Source organism: Actinosynnema sp. CA-299493 (assembly GCF_050946825.1).
In the GTDB taxonomy this organism is placed as follows: domain Bacteria; phylum Actinomycetota; class Actinomycetes; order Mycobacteriales; family Pseudonocardiaceae; genus Actinosynnema.
On record NZ_CP191993.1, the window covers coordinates 7,401,686 to 7,420,216 of the forward strand.

The 18,531-nt window shown below is 71.7% G+C and carries 19 protein-coding genes, 1 pseudogene and 1 riboswitch; of the genes and pseudogenes, 6 read left to right on the forward strand and 14 right to left on the reverse strand.

All coding sequences use genetic code 11. From position 1 onward, the window contains the following. The first annotated feature begins 163 nt into the window (after positions 1–163). The 3 genes from ACQPYE_RS31150 (at position 164) to ACQPYE_RS31160 (ending at position 3,818) form a co-directional block, all read left to right on the forward strand. The gene (locus ACQPYE_RS31150; protein ID WP_498723020.1) at positions 164–988 is read left to right on the forward strand and encodes a 3-methyladenine DNA glycosylase; all 825 of its coding nucleotides are present in this window, start codon (positions 164–166) and stop codon (positions 986–988) included. 98 nt (positions 989–1,086) lie between these two features. Further along, positions 1,087–2,868, forward strand: a complete 1,782-nt coding sequence (locus ACQPYE_RS31155) for a substrate-binding domain-containing protein (protein ID WP_498716527.1) — start codon at positions 1,087–1,089, stop codon at positions 2,866–2,868. A 413-nt stretch (positions 2,869–3,281) separates the two neighbouring features. Further along, positions 3,282–3,818 carry a hypothetical protein gene (locus ACQPYE_RS31160; RefSeq protein WP_498716528.1) on the forward strand — a complete coding sequence of 179 codons (537 nt, stop codon included), beginning with the start codon at positions 3,282–3,284 and terminating at the stop codon, positions 3,816–3,818. A gap of 50 nt (positions 3,819–3,868) precedes the next feature. Here ACQPYE_RS31160 and ACQPYE_RS31165 read toward each other — a convergent pair whose 3' ends face one another. The 9 genes from ACQPYE_RS31165 to ACQPYE_RS31205 all read right to left on the reverse strand — a co-directional run bounded on the left by ACQPYE_RS31165 (position 3,869) and on the right by ACQPYE_RS31205 (position 13,482). Continuing rightward, entirely contained in the window at positions 3,869–4,828 is a 960-nt protein-coding gene (locus ACQPYE_RS31165; protein WP_498723021.1) for a helix-turn-helix transcriptional regulator, read from the reverse strand. A 505-nt stretch (positions 4,829–5,333) separates the two neighbouring features. After that, positions 5,334–8,222: an aminomethyl-transferring glycine dehydrogenase gene (gene gcvP, locus ACQPYE_RS31170; RefSeq protein ID WP_498716530.1), complete on the reverse strand. Its 2,889-nt coding sequence runs from the start codon at positions 8,220–8,222 to the stop codon at positions 5,334–5,336. Positions 8,223–8,377: 155 nt separating this feature from the next. Further along, a riboswitch (glycine riboswitch) is annotated at positions 8,378–8,468 on the reverse strand. Positions 8,469–8,577: 109 nt separating this feature from the next. After that, entirely contained in the window at positions 8,578–9,144 is a 567-nt protein-coding gene (locus tag ACQPYE_RS31175; RefSeq protein ID WP_498716532.1) for a MerR family transcriptional regulator, read from the reverse strand. A 1,109-nt stretch (positions 9,145–10,253) separates the two neighbouring features. Then, positions 10,254–10,727, reverse strand: coding sequence for a bifunctional nuclease family protein (locus ACQPYE_RS31180; protein ID WP_053720858.1), 474 nt, complete (start codon positions 10,725–10,727; stop codon positions 10,254–10,256). A 143-nt stretch (positions 10,728–10,870) separates the two neighbouring features. Next, a complete protein-coding gene (ftsR, locus tag ACQPYE_RS31185; protein ID WP_498716535.1) occupies positions 10,871–11,536 on the reverse strand; it encodes a transcriptional regulator FtsR in 666 nt (221 codons plus the stop codon). A gap of 14 nt (positions 11,537–11,550) precedes the next feature. After that, positions 11,551–12,012, reverse strand: a complete 462-nt coding sequence (garA, locus tag ACQPYE_RS31190) for a glycogen accumulation regulator GarA (RefSeq protein ID WP_033427969.1) — start codon at positions 12,010–12,012, stop codon at positions 11,551–11,553. Positions 12,013–12,125: 113 nt separating this feature from the next. Continuing rightward, positions 12,126–12,509 (reverse strand): glycine cleavage system protein GcvH, encoded by a 384-nt coding sequence (gene gcvH, locus ACQPYE_RS31195; RefSeq protein WP_498716537.1) that lies wholly within the window; start codon positions 12,507–12,509, stop codon positions 12,126–12,128. A 61-nt stretch (positions 12,510–12,570) separates the two neighbouring features. Then, positions 12,571–13,158 carry a cardiolipin synthase ClsA gene (clsA, locus tag ACQPYE_RS31200; RefSeq protein ID WP_498716538.1) on the reverse strand — a complete coding sequence of 196 codons (588 nt, stop codon included), beginning with the start codon at positions 13,156–13,158 and terminating at the stop codon, positions 12,571–12,573. A gap of 81 nt (positions 13,159–13,239) precedes the next feature. Further along, positions 13,240–13,482, reverse strand: a complete 243-nt coding sequence (locus tag ACQPYE_RS31205; protein ID WP_498716540.1) for a hypothetical protein — start codon at positions 13,480–13,482, stop codon at positions 13,240–13,242. Positions 13,483–13,927: 445 nt separating this feature from the next. Here ACQPYE_RS31205 and ACQPYE_RS31210 point away from each other — a divergent pair, with 445 nt between their 5' ends. After that, positions 13,928–14,347 (forward strand): STAS domain-containing protein, encoded by a 420-nt coding sequence (locus ACQPYE_RS31210; protein ID WP_498716542.1) that lies wholly within the window; start codon positions 13,928–13,930, stop codon positions 14,345–14,347. 37 nt (positions 14,348–14,384) lie between these two features. Here ACQPYE_RS31210 and ACQPYE_RS31215 read toward each other — a convergent pair whose 3' ends face one another. Further along, positions 14,385–15,140 (reverse strand): ATP-binding protein, encoded by a 756-nt coding sequence (locus tag ACQPYE_RS31215; protein WP_498716543.1) that lies wholly within the window; start codon positions 15,138–15,140, stop codon positions 14,385–14,387. A gap of 127 nt (positions 15,141–15,267) precedes the next feature. On the opposite strand from ACQPYE_RS31215, the gene ACQPYE_RS31220 reads away from it, so the two are divergent. Continuing rightward, a complete protein-coding gene (locus ACQPYE_RS31220; RefSeq protein ID WP_498716544.1) occupies positions 15,268–15,699 on the forward strand; it encodes an ATP-binding protein in 432 nt (143 codons plus the stop codon). Continuing rightward, positions 15,696–16,487, forward strand: a complete 792-nt coding sequence (locus ACQPYE_RS31225; protein ID WP_498716547.1) for a SigB/SigF/SigG family RNA polymerase sigma factor — start codon at positions 15,696–15,698, stop codon at positions 16,485–16,487. The genes ACQPYE_RS31220 and ACQPYE_RS31225 overlap by 4 nt, the downstream gene beginning before the upstream one ends. Before the next feature lie 132 nt (positions 16,488–16,619). On the opposite strand, the gene ACQPYE_RS31230 is transcribed toward ACQPYE_RS31225, so the two are convergent. The 4 genes and pseudogenes from ACQPYE_RS31230 to ACQPYE_RS31245 form a co-directional block, all read right to left on the reverse strand. Continuing rightward, entirely contained in the window at positions 16,620–16,910 is a 291-nt protein-coding gene (locus ACQPYE_RS31230; protein WP_498716549.1) for a WhiB family transcriptional regulator, read from the reverse strand. 107 nt (positions 16,911–17,017) lie between these two features. Continuing rightward, positions 17,018–17,212, reverse strand: a complete 195-nt coding sequence (locus ACQPYE_RS31235; protein ID WP_498716551.1) for a hypothetical protein — start codon at positions 17,210–17,212, stop codon at positions 17,018–17,020. After that, complete coding sequence (locus ACQPYE_RS31240) at positions 17,209–18,192, reverse strand: TIGR03557 family F420-dependent LLM class oxidoreductase (protein ID WP_498716553.1); 984 nt, start codon at positions 18,190–18,192, stop codon at positions 17,209–17,211. Before ACQPYE_RS31240 ends, ACQPYE_RS31235 begins: the two co-directional genes overlap by 4 nt. Before the next feature lie 9 nt (positions 18,193–18,201). Beyond that, positions 18,202–18,393: pseudogene (locus ACQPYE_RS31245) on the reverse strand (thiamine pyrophosphate-dependent enzyme); the annotation flags it as partial. Positions 18,394–18,531: the final 138 nt, after the last annotated feature.

Sequence of the window (18,531 nt, forward strand, 5' to 3'; positions counted from 1 at the left end):
ACCTTGCCCGTCGAGGCCGCCGACGCCGGACCTTTTAGCGAGGGATGACCCTCTCGACGGGCTCGGGCCGGTCACCACCCGGGGCGAAGTACCCTGATGTCTCGTGGGGGTCGTTCTGTCGCAATCCGAGTGGACCGCGCGCCGTGACGCGCACGCGGACCGGATGCGCCGGTGGACCGGGCCGCACCACGAGCGCAAGGCCGCCGGCCGCAAGCACCCCGTGCTGGACTTCCTGTTCTCCTACTACTCGCACCGCCCGTCACGGCTGGAGCGCTGGCACCCCGGCCCCGGCGTGGTCCTCGAAGGCGACGCCGCGCTCGCCTACCTGAAGTGGCCCGTCTACCGGCGCACCCCCGACGGCGTGACGCTGGACGTGGCGGCGTTCGCGCGGGAACGGGCCACCACGATCGAGTTCGCCGGACGGCTGCTGGCCGCGACCGCCGGCCGCGCGCCCCGGCTCGGCTGCTTCGGGCTGCACGAGTGGGCGATGGTCTACCGGCAGCGGCCGGAGCAGGTGCGGCACGACGCGTGGCCGTTGCGGCTGGGCGGCGAGGGCACCGACCGGGTGGTGGAGTCGCAGCGGGTGCAGTGCGGTCACTTCGACGCGTTCCGCTTCTTCACCCCGGACGCACGGCCGCGCAACTCGGTGCAGCCGACCCGCGAGACCCAGGTCGACCTGGAGCAGCCTGGCTGCCTGCACGCCAACATGGACCTGTTCAAGTGGGCCTACAAGCTGGACCCGGCGACGCCGTCGGACCTGGTCGCGGACTGCTTCGAGCTGGCCGTGCGGATCCGCGAGCTGGACATGCGGGCCAGCCCGTACGACCTGGCCGACCTCGGCTACGAGCCGGTGCGGATCGAGACCGCCGAGGGCCGCGCCGAGTACGTTCGGCAGCAGAGCGCGTTCGCCGAGGCCGCCGCGCCGCTGAGAGCCGGGCTGATCGAGCTGAGCCGGGTGCTCGCCGCGGCCCCCGTCGCCGCTCGATGACCTGGAGTGACTTCACCCGAGCCGCCGAGTTCACCTGTTAGCGTGACGCCGGTCGGGATTCGCCAGCCGTATCCGGTCGGACGCTGAGAGGGAAGACGATGTCTCGACACCGCGCGCTGCGGACGAAGGTGCGGCGCGGCATCGCGACGTGGCCCGTGGCCATCGTCGGCTTGGTGGTCCTCCTCGTGCTCGGCTGGCTCGGCTGGAACTGGGTCGGCGGGCTCGTCGACCGCCGTGCCGCGGCCCAGGCGGGTGACTGCGACGAGGGCCAGGCGCTGCTCCGGGTCGCCTCGACGCCCAGCGTCGCCGAGGCGGTCAAGCAGGTCGCCGAGGCGTGGAGCAGGCAGCGGCCCGTCGTCTACGACCACTGCATCCAGGTCGAGGTGCAGTCGATCGACTCCGAGGTCGTGCTCGAAGGCCTCACCCAGGGCTGGGACACCGCCAAGATCGGCGAACGCCCGCACGCGTGGGTCACCGACTCGATGCTGTGGGCGAACCGGCTCGGCGCGCAGAACGCCTCCCTGCTCGGCGCGGTGCCCGAGTCGATCGCGACCAGTCCCGTGCTGCTCGCCCTGCACCAGGACGCGGCGCAGGCGGTGCAGTCCGGTTCCGGGTTCCGCTGGACCGACCTGCCCGACCTCGCGAGCGCGGCCGACGGCTGGGGCCGGTTCGGGCACCCCGAGTGGGGCCGGTTCACCGCCGCCATGCCCGACCCGACGGCGAACACGGCCACCGCGATGGCCGTGCAGTCGGCGCTGGCCGGCGCGAGCCCCGAGGGCAAGGGCCCCGTCACCACCGAGATGCTGGCGCTGGAACCGGTGAAGAGCACGATGAGCCGGTTGTCGTCGGCCAAGCCCGAGCAGACGCCCGCGAGCACGTGGGAGGCGTTGAAGGCGTTGTCCGACGGCGTCGCGGTGAACGCGGCCGGGTTCAGCGCGGTGCCGGTGTTCGAGGTGGACCTGTACCGGCACAACACCGGCAAGGACAGCGGCACGCCGCCGTCGCAGCCCCTGTACGGGGTGGCGGCGGGCGGGCCCACGCCGATCGCCGACTTCCCGTTCGTGCCCCTGGCCGGCGACTGGGTCGGCGAGGCGCAGGTGCGCGCGGCGCAGGCGTTCCGGGAGTTCCTGCACGAACCGGACCAGCAGAAGATCCTGGCCGGCGCGGGCCTGCGGGTCGACGCGACGACCGAGCGGCCCAAGCCGTCGCCCGGCATCCGCTGGGCCGCCGTCACGGACACGCTCATGCCCGCCGACGCCAACACGACCCAGCAGATCTCGGCCGCGTGGGCGACCGCGGACGGCGGCCAGGTCGTCACCGTGCTGGTGGACACGTCGAAGTCGATGGAGGAACCCGGCGGTGAGGGCCGCAGCCGGATGGACTGGGTGAAGCAGGCGCTGTCCGGGCAGGTCAACCGGTCGGTGTCGGGGTCGCTCGGGCTGTGGGAGTTCTCCCGGCAGCTCGACGGCGAGAAGCCCTACCGGCAGCTCGTGGCCACCGGCCCGGTCGCCACCCAGCGGCAGGCGCTGCTGGACGGCGTCGCCGAGCTGGCGCCGCAGAGCGCCACCCAGCTCTACACCAGCGTGCTCGCGCTGTACGAGCGGATGCTGGCCGACCACCAGGACGGCAAGCGCAACCGGATCGTGGTGCTCACCGACGGCGTGAACGACGGCGGGCTGACGTTCGAGGAGCTGACGTCGCGGCTCGCGTCGGTCAAGCAGCCGGGCAAGGACATCGCGATCAGCGTCATCGCGCTCGGCCCCGACCCGGAACGCGCGCCGCTGTCGGAACTGGCCCGGTCCACCGGCGGCACGCTGTCGGTGGTCGAGGACGGACGTGGCGTGGACGCCGCGCTCGGGCAGCTCCTCTCGGCCGACTGACCGCCCGACTCCCGCGAGGTCGGGGCGGTTCGGAGCGACGTGGCACGGCTCGGCCTGGCTTGGTCGGCTGCCCACCGCGACCGCGGGGGCGCGGCCGGGCACCCGAACGGCGGCAGCGGTCGCGGCGGTGGCCCGGTCACCGCGCACGACGGCTGCGGCGCGTGGCGATATCGCGTCGAATTGCGCCGGACGAAGGACCGCGGTGCGTCATTCGACCTGTTAAATTCACACCCGAATCATTTCCGATCTTTCCCGGAATCGGATCGCGCCTGGCCGGTGCCCACGATGTGATCGTTATTCGCCAGCCAATCGCGTGGCCGGCCGGTTGATCCCTGACCAGCGGTCTCGTAACTTCGAGTGCTTCGACGTCCCTGCACAACGTCGAGATCCCTGCACACGAAAGGACGAACAAGGTGAGGAAACTCTTCTTGGCGCCTGCCCTGCTGGCGCTGGTGCTCGCCGTTCTCGTCGCGCCGAGCTCCCAGAGCGCGTTCACCGGGGAAGCGCACGCCACCAGTGTCGTGGAATTGGCGGCGGCGCCCCCGAACGCCCGGACGTCCGACCCCTCGGTGGCGGCGTGGCCCGTGCCGAACGCCCGCACGTACCGCATCCTCAGCTCGTGCTCGCCCTACGCGTCGGCCATCCGCGCCGGCGCGCGGGCGTGGAGCGGGCTGACCGAGAGCTCCAGCGGCACCCCGGTCGAGTGCCGCAACGGCTACATCACCGACTGCGGCGGCGGCAGCCGGGTGGTCGGCTGCAACTGGGGCGCGGGCCAGCGGATCGCGCTCTACATGGGTGGCGTGAACGACGACGCCCTCCTGGCCGCCCACGAGTTCGGCCACGACTGGTACGGCCACTCGTCGTACCAGTGCGCCGGTTGGGGCAGCCCCGCGGAGGTCATGGCGCCGTCCATCTGCAACTACAACGGCGTCACCGCGTCCGTCCAGTAGCGGATCGCCGGGACGGGGGCCACTCGCGCCCCCGTCCCGGGGTCGCACGGTCACCGCTGGTAGACGGCGGCCATCGCGGCGATCCGGGCGATGACGCGGTCGCGCAGCTCCGGCGGTTCCAGCACGTCCACCTCGGGACCGAGGCGGAGCAGGTCGACCAGCGCGTGCTCCAGCGACTCGACCGGCACCCGGACCGTCGTCCACTCGCCGTCGGGCTCGACGCCCTCGATCTCGCGCGCCGCGACGAGGCCCAGCAGGACCCGGGCGCTCTCGAGGCCGTTCGGCGTCAGCCGGACCGTGACCCGCATCGGGTACATGCGCTCCTCGAACCGCGCCGACCAGCCGGCCCAGTACCCGACCAGGTCGAACCCCTCCGGGCGGTCGAACGACTCCTCCAGCGCGGTCAGCTCCAGCACCCGCGAGACCCGGTACGTGCGCAGCCCGTCGGTCCGGGCGACGAGGTACCAGGTGCCCGCCTTGAGCACGAGCCCGAGGGGCTCCACCGTCCGCTCCACCTCGACCCGCGCCCACCGCACGTACCTGATCCGCAGCCGCCGCTGCTGCCACACCGCCTCCGCGATCCCGGCCACGTGCGGCGTCCCCTCGTTGCCCCGGAACCAACCGGGCGCGTCCAGGTGGAACCTCTCCCGGACCCGCGCGGCCCGCGACCGCAGCTCCGGCGGGAGGGCGGCGAGCACCTTGAGCTGCGCCGCCGCCACCACCGCGCCCAGTCCCAGCTCCGCCGCCGGTCCGGGCAGGCCCGCCAGGAACAGCGAGTCGGCCTCCTCCGTGGTCAGCCCGGTGAGCCGGGTGCGGTAGCCGTCGACCAGCCGGTAGCCACCCGCCGGGCCGCGGTCGGCGTACACGGGGACGCCGGACGCGCCGAGCGCCTCCACGTCGCGGTAGACGGTGCGGACCGAGACCTCCAACTCGTCCGCCAACTCCCGCGCCGTCATCCGGCCGCGCGACTGGAGCAGGAGGAGCAGGGTCAGCAACCGGCCGGCGCGCATCCGCCCATCCTGACAGGAGCTGTCAGGTACGTCCGGCAGGCTTCCGGCCATGGACACCGCACACGCCACCGCCGAGATGAAGAGCTGGGACGAGCACACGTCCTGCGCCATGGCGACGGAGCGGAACTCCTCGAACGTGGTCAGGTTCCGCGCCGTGTACGACCCGTTGAAGATCGGCGACGGCGGCAGTTCTGTGTTCGGCGCGAACAGCGTCCGGCTGTCCTTCACCGTGACCAGCACCCCGGCAGCCGCGATCAGCGAGACGACGACGAGACAGGCACTGGCCGCCAAACCCACGCTGAACGCCGCAACGAGCCACCCGCCCACCGTCCCGTTCGCACCGAGCAGTTGGGACAGGATCACCGCGTTACCGGCCGACAGCAGCGCACCCGCGCTGAGCACCACGGCAGCCCGGCTGGCCGTAGACGCCCGCAACCGGTCGTACCGGTCGATGTGCCACTTGGTCGCGGCCGTCGTTCGACGGCCGCGACCAGCCGTGCACGGGTCAGCCGCCGTAGGCCGAGACCGGCGGGCAGGAGCAGACCAGGTTGCGGTCGCCCTTGACGCCGTCGATGCGGCGCACCGGGGGCCAGATCTTCGGCGCCGACGTGCCCGCCGGGAACACGGCCACCTCACGGCTGTACGGGTGGTCCCACTCGGTGGCGATGGAGGCCGCCGTGTGCGGCGCGTTGCGCAGCGGGTTGTCGTCCACCGGCCACTCGCCCGAGCCGACGCGGTCGATCTCGTGCCGGATCGCGATCATCGCGTCGATGAACCGGTCGATCTCGGCCAGGTCCTCGCTCTCCGTCGGCTCCACCATGAGCGTGCCCGCCACCGGGAAGGACATGGTCGGCGCGTGCAGCCCGTAGTCCGCCAACCGCTTCGCCACGTCGTCCACCGTCACGCCGGTCGCCTTGGTGATCGGCCGCAGGTCGAGGATGCACTCGTGGGCCACGAAACCGCCCTCCCCGGTGTACAGCACGGGGAAGTGCTCGTCCAACCGCCGCGCCACGTAGTTCGCCGCCGCCACCGCGGTCAACGTCGCCCGCCGCAGCCCGTCGCCGCCCATCATCCGCACGTACGCCCACGAGATCGGCAGGATCGACGCCGAGCCCCACGGCGCGGCGCTGATCGGGCCGACACCGGTCGCCGGACCGGCCGACGGCTGCAACGGGTGGTTCGGCAGGAACGGCGCCAGGTGCGAGCGCACGCCGATCGGCCCGACGCCCGGACCACCGCCGCCGTGCGGGATGCAGAACGTCTTGTGCAGGTTCAGGTGCGACACGTCCGACCCGAACTTGCCGTACTGCGCCAACCCGATCAGCGCGTTGAGGTTCGCGCCGTCCACGTACACCTGGCCGCCCGCGTCGTGCACCAGCCCGCACACCTCGCGCACGGTGTCCTCGTACACGCCGTGCGTCGACGGGTAGGTGATCATGATCGCGGCCAGCGAGTCGCGGTGCGCGTCGATCGTCGAACGCAGGTGCTCGACGTCCACGTTGCCGTGGTCGTCGCACTTGACGACCACGACCCGCATCCCGGCCATCACGGCGGACGCGGCGTTGGTGCCGTGCGCGCTCGACGGGATCAGGCACACGTCGCGGTGCGAGTCGCCGTTGGCCAGGTGGTAGGCGCGGATCGCCAGCAGGCCCGCGAACTCGCCCTGGCTGCCCGCGTTGGGCTGCAACGACACCGCGTCGTACCCGGTCACCTCGGCCAGCCACCGCTCCAGGTCACCGACGATCGTCAGCAGCCCCTCGGCGTCCGACGCGGGCGCGAACGGGTGCAGGTCGGCGAACTCCGGCCACGTGACCGGCTCCATCTCGGCCGTGGCGTTGAGCTTCATCGTGCACGAGCCCAGCGGGATCATGCTGCGGTCCAGCGCCACGTCCTTGTCCGACAGCGCGCGCAGGTAGCGCAGCAACGCGGTCTCGGAGCGGTGCGCGTGGAACACCGGGTGGGTCAGGTAGTCGCTGGTGCGGCGCAGGTCGGCGGGGATGCCGTCGGCGGTGTCGGCGTCCAGGCCGTCCACGTCGCCGACCGTCACGCCGAACGCCTGCCACACCGCGACCAGGTGCTCCCGCGTGGTGGTCTCGTCGCACGCGATGGACACCACGTCGTCGTCCACCTGCCATAGGTTCACGCCGAGGTCGCGCGCGGCGGAGACGACGGCGGCGGCACGGCCCTCCACCCGGGCGCGCACGGTGTCGAAGAACTCGCCGTGCACGACCTCGACGCCACCCTCCAGCAGACCGGCGGCCAGCACGGTCGCCATCCGGTGGGCCCGGGTCGCGATGGCCTTCAGCCCTTCCGGACCGTGGTACACCGCGTACATCGACGCGATCACCGCGAGCAGGACCTGCGCGGTGCAGATGTTGCTGGTCGCCTTCTCCCGGCGGATGTGCTGCTCGCGCGTCTGCAGCGCGAGGCGGTAGGCGAGCGAGCCGTCCGCGTCCACGGACACGCCGACGAGCCGTCCGGGCAGCTGCCGCTCCAAGCCCTGGCGCACGGCCATGTAGCCGGCGTGCGGCCCGCCGAACCCGACCGGCACGCCGAACCTCTGCGTGGTGCCGATGACGACGTCCGCGCCGATCTCGCCGGGGGGCCGCAGCAGCGTCAACGCCAGCAGGTCGGCGGCGACGACGGCCTGCGCGCCGGCCTTGTGGATCTCCTCGACGACCGTCGCGTGGTCGCGCACCACGCCGGACGCGCCGGGGTAGGACAGCAGCACGCCGAAGAAGTCGCCGCCGAGGCCGAGGCCCTCGATGCCCTGCGACAGGTCGGCGGTCACGATCTCGATGCCCAGCGGCTCGGCGCGCGTCTCGATGACGGCCAGCGTCTGCGGCAGCGTGTCGGCGTCCACCACGAACTTGGTCGACTTCGACCGTCCCGCGCGGCGGACCAGCGTCATCGCCTCGGCGGCGGCGGTGGACTCGTCCAGCATGGACGCGTTGGCCAGCGGCAGGCCGGTCAGGTCGGCGACCATCGTCTGGAAGTTCAGCAGGGCTTCGAGGCGGCCCTGGGAGATCTCCGGCTGGTACGGCGTGTACGCGGTGTACCAGGCGGGGCTCTCCAGCACGTTGCGGCGGATCACCGGCGGCGTGGTGGTGCCGTAGTAGCCGAGCCCGATCATCTGCGTCATCGGGCGGTTGCGCGCGGCGAGGGCGCGCAGTTCGGCCAGCGCCTCGGTCTCGGTGGCGGGCGCGGGCAGGTCCAGCACCAGGTCGCGCTCGCGGATCGACTCGGGGACGGCGTGCTGCGCCAGCTCCTCCAGCGAGCCGACGCCGATCACGTCGAGGATGCGGGCCAGCTCGGCGGGCCGCGGGCCCACGTGCCGGTCGGCGAACGGGGTGCCGTGCTCGAGTGCGGCGAGGGGGATGCGGTCCTGCGTCATCGGTGCTGGCCTCCAGGGCTCCGGGCAGACTTCTGCCGTTGCCCTCCCCCTCTGTCTTCTGCCCGGCGGCGGGCGCCTGAGAGCTTCACCCGGCTGTCGGGCTTGCACCGTCGGCGGGGTCGGTCGGTGGTGGCCGACCCGCTTTCCAGAGGCGTCTCACCCGCACGGTCCTTGCGCCTGAGAGGTTCCGGGGAGGATTTGCTCCTTCGGCGCCGAGACTGGCTCGGACTCTCCCGCACGGGATAAAGCGACTACGCGCGAAATCCTACCCGGCAGGTGGGTGAACGGTACCGCCGGCGCGACGTGGATCTCACCGCGTGGCACCGGTCGCCACCTGCCCGCCGGCGGGCTCCCGTCAGCCGATGGCCCTGGTCCGACGGCGGCGGGACAGCTCGTCGTTGGCGGGCTCCACGATCTCCGCGCCGTCCGCGCGCTCGGCGGGGAAGTCGTGGATCGTGCCGCTGATCTCGCGCATCGCGCCGGAGACCGCGATGCCGAACACCCCTTGGCCGCCTTGGAGCAGGTCGACCACCTCTTCCGGCGACGTGCACTCGTAGACGGTGGTGCCGTCGCTGAACAACGTGATCCGGGCCAGGTCCTGCACGCCGCGGCGACGCAGGTGGTCGACCGCGACCCGGATGTTCTGCAGCGAGACACCGGTGTCCAGCAGCCGCTTGACTACCTTGAGGACCAGGATGTCCTTGAACGAGTAGAGCCGTTGGCTGCCGGAGCCGTGGGCACTCCTTATGGTCGGGTTGACCAACCCCGTGCGCGCCCAGTAGTCCAGCTGGCGGTAGGTGATGCCCGCGATCTGGCACGCGGCGGGGCCGCGGTACCCGACCAGTTCGTCCGGCAGCGAGGAGTCCGGGAACAGCTCACCCTGTTCGCCGGATCCGGCCCGGATGGGCGCTTCCTCGACCACGCCTGCCTCCCCTCGGTCCGGTCACGACGACCGGCGACCAACGTGAAGCCGCCGCGGTGTCCGAATCACACCGTGGCAATTCACCTGAGTTCGACGGTAAGACCGCCCAGGTGGCAGGTCAACGCGACGCGCGGGACGTGTCTGACCTCGACGTGAGGTTGAGGTTGAGAGAGTCGGCAGTCGTAAGCCATTCGGGTGACGTTTAGTGATCGTTTAGCGGATCAACATTGACGTTGTGTAACCCAGGTGCGTGACGCCCAGAGGTGTCATGCGGCCTTCATCCACAACGCACCGCACACGCCTTCGGACCACCGTTCACGGCACGGGACCGACGCTCCGACCCTCCACCGACGTCGCCGAAACCGACCGGTTTTGTCAAGCACCCGACCCGCTTGTTCACAGCCCCGGCACTCGCACCGCCGAGGGAGCCACCCCACCCACCCAGTTGTCCACAGGCAGCGACCGCCGCCCGGAATTCGTCGGTGCCACGTGGCAGGGTCGAAAACAGGGATCCCCTGGGCGGGGACCTCTGCGAAAGCACGGGCAAGCGCGGACAAGCAGGGGCAAGCAGGGTTCAGCGGCGCGGGTAACGCGAGCCGACGGAACTGGCACGGTCCGGGGCACTGCATCCGCGAGCCCAGCCGGGTCAGCGAAACCAGGCGAGGTCCGCAAATCCGGCAGGCCGCGCGAGATCAGGCCGGGTCTCCGAATCCGGCGGGGGCCGGCGAGACCAGGCGGGGTCCGCGAGACCAGCGGGGCCAGCCAGACTCGGAGGGGTCCGCGAGTCCGGCGGATCGGCGAGACCCAGTGGGCCGGCGAGACCAGGCAAGGGCGGTGAGACAGGCAGAGGCCGGGATGCGGGCCAGGGCGGCGAGCCGTGGACCGGCGTGGGCAAGCAGGCAGAAGCCGGTGCAGGAGGCACACGCGGCGGTCAGGCGGCTACAGGCGAGGCGGACGAGACCGGCGGGGGTTGCGAGACCGACAGAGCGGCGTGACCAGCGTGGTGGGGCTCTAGCCGGTCAGGGCACGCGGGCGCGCGGCAGTTCGGTGATGTCGGCGCGTGGTGAAGCGCGCCGGAACCCGAACCGGACCGCGAGCTGCCGGCCGAGCTACGTGTCCGCGCCCCGGAAGTCCTCGGGCGACACGGAGTCGAGGAACTCGCGGAACTTCTCGACCTCGTCCTCCTGCTCGTCCGGGATGATGAGGCCGGCCTCCGCCAGCACCGACTCCTCCGCGTGGATCGGCACGCCGATCCTCAGCGCCAGCGCCACCGAGTCGCTCGGCCGCGCGGACACCCGGATGTCGCCGTCGAAGACCAGTTCCGCGAAGTACGTGCCTTCCTGCAAGTCCGTGATCCGCACCTGCTCCAGCTGCCGGCCGAGCGCTCCGATGACGTCCTTGAGCAGGTCGTGCGTCAACGGCCGGGCCGGACGCACACCTTGCTGCTCCAACGCGATCGCCGTGGCCTCGACCGATCCGATCCAGATCGGCAGGTACCGTTCGCCCTCGGTTTCGCGCAGCAGCAGGATCGGCTGGTTGGCGGGCAGTTCCACCCGCACGCCGACGACGCGCATTTCGCTCATCGGGTCTCGCCTCCCTCAGCGCGCTGAAATTCTGGCGTCCCCGCTACCAACGAGGATCCCCCACGTACTCTTTCGACGCTACCCGCCAAGCGGGCCCTGTGCGCAACCGCCCGCCCGCTTCCGATCACGATGCGGACACGCGTTCACCTCGGCGAAACCGGGCGACCGACCACGTCACGCAGGCCCACCTTCACCAGGAGTGTGTGCAGCGTTACGGAAAGCGCCGCCAACTCCCGCACCACATCGTCACGTTCCCGCGTCCCGCGCCCAGCGCCGACGACCTGCTCCACCAACCCCACCTCGCGGTCGGCCGCGAGGCGGAACGGGCGCAGGTCGCGCGCCTCCAACCCGTGCTCGGCCATGGCCCGCACGGTCGACGCGATCTGCACCGCCTCGTGGTCGTAGAACCCGCCCGCACCAGCCCTGATCAGGCCGTGCTGCTCCAGGTCCGCCAGCACGCCCGGCTCGATGCCCGCCCGCGCCAGCAGGTCTTCGCGGGTGACCCGGTGCCCGGCGGTCGCGGCGAGGTCGACGGCGCGCGTCGCCTTCTGGTCGGCCGCGTCCAACTGCTCCTTGATGACTTTCAGCGGCAGGTACCTGTCCCGTTGCGCGGACAGGACGTACCGCAGGCGGTCCACGTCGGCGGACGTGAACTGCCGGTACCCCGAGGCCGTGCGCGCCGGGCGGACCAAGCCCTCCGACTCCAGGAATCGGATCTTGGAGATGGTGACGTCGGGGAAGTCGGGTCGCAGCTGCGCCAGCACCGCCCCGATGCTCAACCCCCCGCGTGGCCGCCCGGCCGCCGTCACCGGAGCCCCATCGCTCAGGCCCCCTGGCCCCCGGCGCCCGGACCGGTCAGGAACACGAGGCGGAACTTGCCGATCTGCACCTCGTCGCCGTTCGCCAGCACCGCCTGGTCGACGGGCTCGCGGTTGACGTAGGTGCCGTTGAGGCTGCCCACGTCGATGACCACGAACTCGCCGCCCTCGCGGCGGAACTCGGCGTGGCGGCGGGAGACCGTCACGTCGTCGAGGAAGATGTCGCTGTCGGGGTGCCGTCCCGCGCTGGTGGTGTCGCGGTCCAGCAGGAACCTCGACCCCGCGTTGGGGCCGCGCTTGACCACGAGCAGCGCCGACCCGGCGGGCAGTGCGTCGACACCCGCGACGGCCGGCTCCTGGGCGGGCGCCTCGGCGCCCTCGACCTCGGCGAGGAAGTCGGCCCGGAAAACGGAGGTCCGCTCCGGGGACTGCTCGGGCGGAACGCCTGGCCCGTCGTTCGTGCTCACCTGAGCTCTCCTCCTGCTGCTGGAACCGTCAAGACCGCTAGAACCTATCGTGCCCGAGCCCTTGTCCGAGGAGCGGCTCCCCCACCGGCCGAAGAGCCTCCGGAAGATCGACGTCACTCCGCCGCCGCCAGCTCCTGGTACGCGGCGGCGTCGAGCAGGTCGTCGACCGCGGTCGGGTCCTCCAGCCGCAGCTCCACCATCCACCCCTCGCCGTACGGGTCGGAGTTCACCAGGTCGGGCTGCTGGTCGAGCGAGTCGTTGCGGGAGACGACCTCGCCGGCGAGCGGCGCGTAGATGTCGGACACGCTCTTGGTCGACTCGACCTCGCCCAGCGTCTGCCCGGCAGCGACCTGCTCGCCGATCTCCGGGAGCTGGACGAACACGACGTCACCCAGTTGTTCCTGGGCGTAGTCGGTGATGCCCACGCGCACGGTGTCCTCACCGGTGCGCAGCACCCACTCATGTTCCTCGGTGTACTTGAGCTCCTCGGGAATCACCGCGGTGTGCTCCTTCAATGACGGTGGATCAACGCTCCGCCGGATCTTCCCACGTCGGCGTTCAGGCCGTCGCGACACCCGGCTGTCGCCGCATCGCGAGGGTGAACTGGTAGACGTACAGCACGCCCGACCACAGGTACAAGGCCCCACCCCAGACCATGAACGCGTACGCCACCGGTCGGGCGATCTGCGCGGCGGTGGAGGCGCCCTGGGCGAGCAGGAGCATGGGGAACGCGTAGAGCAGGTTGAACGTGGCCGCCTTGCCGAGGTAGTTGACCTCGAACGGGCCGTAGCCGCGGGTCCGGAGCACGGCCAGGCAGACACCGACGACGAGTTCGCGGCCGACCAGCGCCGCCGCCACCCACCAGGGCACGATGCCGCGCACGACGAACGCGAGCAGCGTGGCGAGGATGTAGAGGCGGTCGGCGGCCGGGTCGAGCAGGGCGCCGAGCCTGCTGGTCTGGTCGAGCCACCGGGCGATCTTGCCGTCGAGCCAGTCGGACAGGCCCGCCGCGACGAGCACGACCAGCGCCCAGCCGTCGGCGTGCGGCCCGAGCAGCAGGTAGAGGAACAGGGGCACGCCGAGCAGCCGCAACACGCTCAGCGCGTTCGGGATGGTCAGCAGCCGGTCGGCTGGATCGTGCGACACGTCCGCACTGTAGATGGCCGCTCGGCGTGCACCGGTGGTCGACTCGCGGTGCGGGCCCCGGCGGGCTCGCCCGCGGTGCGCTCAGTTGTTCGATCGGGTGCGGCTCCAGCCGCGGCGCCGCAGTTCGTCACCGCTGAGCGCCTGCGGACGACCGCGGTCGTCGACGCCGACCCAGCGGGCCCGGAAACCTTCGAGCACGTAGGCGTGGCCCTTGCTCCAGACCACGCTGCACGGGGCTGTGGGCAGCGGCGCCGCGCCGGTGGCGCCGGCACGCGCCGCCCTCCGCTTCGCGGGCTCGGACTCGGTTTCCGTTCTGGTGCTCATGTTCAGATCCCTCCACCAGGGTTGTCGCTCGCGGCTCTCGCGGCGTTATCCCCGTCACCCGATTCTGCGCGACCGTGGTCGAGACCACCTCCTCATCCGTGCCCGGTCTCGACCGGCGGGCGGTTGCGTCGCCCAGTTGCGCGCGGCGGGCGGGAACGCTTCCCCCGAGGTGTAACCGGCCCCGGCGGTACCAAACCGTTCACCGTGCGTCGCCCGCCGCACACCGAACGGCGCACTACACTGATGCCTGTCAAGGCGCCGGCCGCGCGCTTGTGGTGTCGCCGCGGGCTACGTACGGTGGGTGCCGCAGCGGTTGAGCAAACAGCCGCGCCGGGAAGTCCGGCTAGCGGGGAAACGTTTCCGCCACGCTGCTGTTCAGTGCTGCGCGCACACTTCGTGCGTCCGGGCTTCCCACCCAGCGGTTCCAGCTGAAGAGGAGTGCCTCGTGACGGTTCAGGATCCGAACGTCGTGGCGACGAGCGGAGCCGAGTCCGCCGCGTCCGACAGCCCGCGGGCCGGGCAGCTCGGCCTCGCCGTGCGCACCCCGGTCGACGGGGTCACCGTGGTCGCCGTGAGCGGTGAGGTCGACATGCTCACCGCGCCGCAGTTGCGGGCGGACGCGCTGCGGCACCTCGACGCGGGCAGCACGCTGGTGCTGGACCTGTCGGGCGTGAGCTTCCTCGGCTCGGCCGGCCTCGCGGTGCTGGTGGAGGCGTCGCAGCACGCCCAGCGGCGTGACGCGTCGTTCCGCGTGGTGGCGGTGGAGCGCGCCGTGACCCGCCCGCTGGCCGCGACCGGCCTGGGCGAGGTGTTCAGCGTGTTCCAGTCGGTCGAGCAGGCCCTGGAGTCCGACGGGTCCCGCTGACGAGCCAGGTGACGGAGCGGGGCTGGACGGAGCGGGGCTAGACGTGCGGCACCAGGTCGACGACTTGGTCCACGCCCGCCGCGACGAGTGCGCGGCGGGCGTGGCCGTCTTCGGACGCGCGCACGACGACGCGGTTGCCCGCCGCGGCGGCGGCCTCGGCGACCGCCCGCAGGCTGCGGACCAGGCCTTCGCTGCGCTCGCCCAACGCGCGCAGGTCTACGACCACCGGTACGGTCCCGCCGCGTGCGGCGGTCAGGATGCGGCGGCGGACGGCGGGCGCGGCGTGCGCCGGCACGTCGCCGCGCACGTGCACTTCCACCCAGCCGTCACGCGCGGTCACCTCCACCGGGTCGGCCGGCGCCGGCGGGACGAGGAACGTGCCGCCCCGGGCGTGCCGGGGCGCGAGGACCAGGGTCACCGTGGTGCCGCCCGCGCCCCGGTCGACCAGCACTTCGTCGACGTTCTCGCGCATGAGCAGCAGTCCGCGCCCGCGGGCGGTCAGGGTCGCCGGCGGCACGCGCCAGCCGCCGTGGTCGGTGATGACGACGCGCACGCTGCCGTCGGGTCTGGCCTGGGCGTCGATCCGGACGAGACCCTGCTCCTCCGGGCCGTAGGCGTGCTCCACGGCGTTGCTCGCGGCTTCGTTGACCGCGAGGAGCAGGTCGTAGCGGTCGTCCTCGGTCAGCCTCTCGGCGGTCAGCCAGGCGTCGAGCTGGGCGCGGACCACCGCGAGTTGCCCGGGCTGTGCCGGGAACTCGACACCCCAGTGGTGGTCAGCGAGTTGATCGGTCAAAAGCCCTCCCCGTCTCGCAACTGTCAGTCTTCCCGGCGCGCACGTCGGCTACACGTGTGAACGACGATCAATTCGGGTACCGGTAGCTTCAGCAGCACAACGAGACAGAACGGACGACGAGGTGAGCGTGTCGCACACTGAGCCGCGAAGCGGTGAGTCGGATAACGCCCTGGCCGGGGTCGAGTTGCGGATGGCGGCCGACCCCACGCAGCTGTCGATCGTCCGAGCCGTGGCGGCGGACATCGCCATGCGGCAGGACTTCGACCTTGACTCCATCGAGGACCTGAAGCTGGCGGTCGACGAGGCGTGCTCGACCCTGATCTCGCTGGCCGACGGGGGTGCGGTGCTCAGCGCCCAGTTCGTCGTGGTGGACGGTTCGGTGCAGGTGTTCACCAAGGTGGGCTCGCAGCGGTCGGCGCCGCCGGACCGGGACAGCTTCGGCTGGCGCGTGCTGAGCGCCCTGGTCGACTCCGTGACGACCTGGGTCGCGCCGCAGGCGGACGCGTTCGAGGTGCACATCGACCTGGTCAAGAGGTCGTTGGGGACGGTGGATGCGTGACGGGGACGGACGGGGGCACGACACGGTCCAGCACCCAGGGTGACTACGACCACCTGGCGCCGCTGTTCGTCCGGCTCGCCGCGACCGGGAAGGACGACCCGGCGCGGGAGCGGTTGCGCGACGAGCTGGTGACCGAGCACCTGCCCGTGGCCAAGCACATCGCCCGGCGGTTCGGCCACCGCGGTGAGCCGCACGACGACCTGGTGCAGGTGGCCACCGTCGGGTTGATCAACGCGGTGGACCGGTTCGACCCGGAGCGCGGCAGCGACTTCCTGTCGTTCGCGGTGCCGACGATCATGGGCGAGGTCCGGAAGTACTTCCGGGACTCCAGCTGGTCGGTGCGCATGCCGCGGCGGCTCAAGGAGCTGCACCTGGCGATCAACGCGGGGTCGGCGCGGCTGTCGCAGCAGCTGGGTCGCGCGCCGACGCCGAGCGAGCTGGCGCAGCACCTGGGGTTGAGCCGGGAGGAGATCCACGAAGGGCTGGCGGCGGGCAACGCCTACCACAGCGCGTCGCTGGACGACCTGCTGGTGGCCGACGACAGCTCCATCTCGCTGGGCAGCACGCTCGGCGAGGAGGACCCGGAGCTGGAGGCGATCGAGCAGCGCGAGGCGCTGCACCCGTTGCTGGAGAAGTTGCCGGAGCGGGAGCGCAAGATCGTGGTGATGCGGTTCTTCGGGAACATGACGCAGACCCAGATCGCGCAGAAGGTCGGCATCTCGCAGATGCACGTGTCGCGGCTGCTGGCCAAGACGCTGCGCCAGCTGCGCGAGGGGCTGAGCGAGTAAGCCGCGGATCCGACGCGGACGACGCGAGTGGATCCGACGCGAAGGCCGCCTGACTCCGCTGTCAGGCGGCCTTTGTGCATTCGGGGGGACCGGGGGTTGACGCGAGTCCGACCGGCGGCGGGCAGTCCGGGATCAGGCGGCGGAGCGGCGGCGGTTGGCGATGAGCCGCCGCCTCTCGTCCTCGCCCATGCCGCCCCACACGCCGTAGGGCTCCTGCACCGCGAGCGCGTGCTCGCGGCACGGGTCCACCACGGGGCAGCGGGCGCAGAGCTGCTTGGCCTTGTCCTCGCGAGCGGCCCGGGCGGAGCCGCGCTCGTTGTCCGGGTGGAAGAAGACCGCGCTGTCACGGCCTCGGCACAACCCCTCCTTCTGCCAGTCCCAGACGTCGGTGACGGGCTTGGGCAGGCGCGCGGTGCTGGTCATCGGATGAACCCCCTTGCGGTGTCACGGTGCTTGATCACGGCTTACCCGCTGCTCCCCCAGGGGCAAACGTGGTGCGCCTCATCGGATGGATTACCGAAGGAGGGTGGTTACTCCGGTTCCTCCTGCGCGAGCCGCTGGTCGAGGGTCTCGCCCTCGCGCTGCTCGCGCGGCGTGGTGCCGTGGCGGTCCGCGCCGCTCCAGTGCTCCGGCGGCTCGATGCCGCGCTCCAGCGGGTCGACGCCCAGCTCGTCCTCGTCCAGCTGCTCGATCTCGTCCAGCGGGCGTTCGTCCGGATCGGTCATCGCACTCCTCCCGGCGCGGTGGCGGCGCCGTTCAGCTCGGGCGCCACGGACTCGGCCCAGAAGGAGAAGAACCGCTCCTGGTCCGGACCGATCTGGCTGACGTACACCTCGTCGTAGCCCGCGTCGGCGAACTCGCGGACGCGGTCCAGGTACGGGCCCGGGTCGGGACCCACGGGCAGCGCCGAGGCCACCATGTCCTCGGTGACCAGCGTCGACGCCTGCTCGAAGTGCCTCGGCGTAGGCAGCACCTGGGCCAGTTCGCCGGGCAGCTGCTCGTTGGCCCACAGCCGGTGCGCGGTCTTCACCGCCGCTTCGGCGGACGGCGCGTGGCAGACCTTGAAGCCGGCCTGGGTCGGCTTGCCCGCGCCGCCGGCGGCGCGGAACTTCTCCAGCAGCGACGGGTCCGGCATGGTGGAGCACAGGCCGTCGCCGATCCGCCCGGCCACCTCCGCCGCCTTCGGCCCGAACGCCGACACGTACACCGGGACGGGTGATGGAGGGACCGTGTAGAGCCGGGCGTTCTCGACCTTGTAGTGCTCGCCGCGGTGGCTGACCTCCTCGCCGGTCCACAGCGCCCGCATCACCTCGACGGCCTCTTCGAGCATCTCCAGCCGTTCCGGCGCGGACGGCCACGGGTCGCCGAAGATGTGCTCGTTCAACGCCTCACCCGTGCCCACCCCGAGGGTGAACCCGCCCTGGCACTGGACGGCGGCCGTGGCCGCGGCCTGGGCCACCACCGCCGGGTGAATTCTCAGAGTCGGACAGGTGACCGCGGTCGTGATGGGCAACGACGTGACCTCCGACAGCGCCCCGATGACGGACCACACGAACGGGCTGTTGCCCTGCTCGCGGTTCCACGGGTGGTAGTGGTCGGAGATCCACAACCGCTCGAACCCTGCCTGCTCCGCCCACCGCGCCTGCCTCACCAGCTCACGCGGTCCGTGTTCCTCGCTGGAGAGGAAGTAACCGATGCTGACCATGGCCACCGGTTACCCGCGCAGGAACTCCTGAACCTCGGTCGCCACCCCGCGCCTGACCACGTCCCACGCGTCCGGGTCGCCGCGGAGCATCGCCTCGGCGGTCGCCTTGGCCTGCTCGAACGTCGTGCGCGGCGGGATCGGCGGCACGTTCGGGTCGCACCGCACGTCCAGCACCACGGGCCGGTCTTCACCAACCGCGCGTACCAGTTGGCCGCGGCCCCCGAGTCGGCGGTGACGATCGCGTCCTCGGGCAACCGGGGCGACAACTCCCACATGATCCGCACGGGTCCACCGGGTCGGCGTCCACAAAGGACTGCGGCGCAGCGTCGCCCACCACTC